The sequence below is a fragment of the Bartonella sp. AC535YNZD genome (assembly GCF_042196625.1).
GTDB lineage: Bacteria > Pseudomonadota > Alphaproteobacteria > Rhizobiales > Rhizobiaceae > Bartonella.
On record NZ_JBHIQP010000044.1, the window covers coordinates 1 to 1,855 of the forward strand.

Below are 1,855 nucleotides of genomic sequence, written 5' to 3' on the forward strand. Positions count from 1 at the left end.
ATCACGAAGCGCCCAGCCAGTCTTAGTGCCTAGATCAAGACAGAGAATGGTTTGTGCATTAGTGATCATAATCCCCCTTGCTGTTGCGTATTTATATGTGTGCTATGACAGAGCGTGTTGTGACTGCTTGTCTTGAAAAAATGACTGTAACAACACAAACCGACCTCATAGACTTTAAAAAAGTGGATTAACTCAATTCAGACGCACACTACACGCATCATTTATTAATTTGATTTCTTCTTCTCTTTTTTTGATGAGGTCATCCCTTAAGAAGCCAAGATTACTTTCGACTAAAGCTGTAAACAAAAGTAGCTCATTTAGGCGATGAAAAGATGACAAATCTTGAGAAAAATAATTATCAAACCAAGTTGTAAAAGCTTGCGTAAAGGCAGATGAAAACCATTGATTAAAATCATCGTATGGCAATAACGGAAAATAATTTCTATCATCACGCGCAAAAATATTTTGCAGTATATAGACAAGATAACCTGTTGATGAGGGATCTATGCAACTTTCACATGTCTGATTAGGCGAGCGAACACCATAATATATATCTTCACGTCCAATCTTATTAACAAGATTAATCAACTTGACCTTACTTATAGTGATATGTGGGACATCTATCATCTCTGATCTTTCTCTTTAAACCTGTGAAGGGTGCTGTTGCTGTTCATTATTATCTGTAGAAGCAGCAGTAAAAGCAGATTGTGAAGATAATTTAGAATCACATGATTGCGTCCTATAAAAAAACGAGAAAAAGTCTTCTGCCTTAATCGGTGCTCCAATTCTTTTGGCTTCATTCAAAAGAATTGGGATATGTTTTGTTGGAATTCTCCCACCAGTTCCACCTTTTGATATAGGACGGAGCCAGACATATACGCGTGTTCTATGCACCCCAAGCAACTGAGATACCCTACGAACCCCACCTAATAGATTTATTATTTCCGAAAATTGTTTCATAGCACATTATGTAGCGATTATAAAAACAATGTCAAGAAGGAAAATTAATAATGAAACCACATGTTGCTAAATTAGAAAATGACGATTGTATACAACGTACCTACAATAAAGATATGACAATAAGTATCTCACAATGGTTGCAAAATGCCTTATCTGAAGCTGGATTAAGCCAATCAGAGCTTTCAAGACAGCTAACCGCTTCTTTAGGTCGCTCGATAGATCGTGCTGCCGTCAATAAAATGCTAAAAGGAACAAGAGATATTTCTGCTCGAGAATTATTAGAAATATCAAAGCTTACAGGTGCTTCTATTCCTACTAATCACTTAGTTCCTTTGATTGGATCTGTAGGAGCCGGAGGAGAAATAATCGCAATAGATTCTGGTTGTCTAGAAGAAGTAGAAGCCCCGCCATCTGCTCCTAAAGGAACTGTTGCTGTTCGCGTGGTAGGTGATTCTATGTTTCCAGCCATTGAAGAAGGAAGCCTTCTTTTTTATTCCTATCATTTGCCACCAGAGGATCTTATTAACAACCGCGCCATCATAAAAACTAAATGTGGAAAAGTTTACATCAAAGTATTACGTCTAGGGAAAGAAAAAGGGAAATGGGTTTTATCCAGTATAAATGGAAAATATGCTGATATCGTAGATGTAGAATTAGAATGGTGTGCACCTATCGACTGGATTAAGCCAGCCAGAATATGAGTTAATATTTTTATACTTTTCTTCAAGCAAGCCTTTAGTTTATTACTTTTAAAAAATTTTTAAAATCGCTACATTTTTTGTTGACTTTGTTTTTAAAATCGCTACATTGGTATCCATAAACCACGCACAAACAATCGCCAAGAGGCGTTAGGGAGGAAAAATTATGGATAAGCCAATTCTTATTAATTCCAATG

3 protein-coding genes are annotated in these 1,855 nt (G+C 36.4%); 1 reads left to right on the forward strand and 2 read right to left on the reverse strand.

Features of this window, described 5'->3' with window-relative positions; genetic code table 11:
- Window positions 1–192: 192 nt before the first annotated feature.
- Complete coding sequence (locus ACFIM8_RS08980) at window positions 193–627, reverse strand: hypothetical protein (protein WP_120100899.1); 435 nt, start codon at window positions 625–627, stop codon at window positions 193–195.
- A gap of 15 nt (window positions 628–642) precedes the next feature.
- A complete protein-coding gene (locus ACFIM8_RS08985) occupies window positions 643–960 on the reverse strand; it encodes a hypothetical protein (RefSeq protein WP_375607575.1) in 318 nt (105 codons plus the stop codon).
- Window positions 961–1,010: 50 nt separating this feature from the next.
- Here ACFIM8_RS08985 and ACFIM8_RS08990 point away from each other — a divergent pair, with 50 nt between their 5' ends.
- A complete protein-coding gene (locus ACFIM8_RS08990) occupies window positions 1,011–1,661 on the forward strand; it encodes a S24 family peptidase (RefSeq protein ID WP_004854224.1) in 651 nt (216 codons plus the stop codon).
- Window positions 1,662–1,855 lie beyond the last annotated feature (194 nt).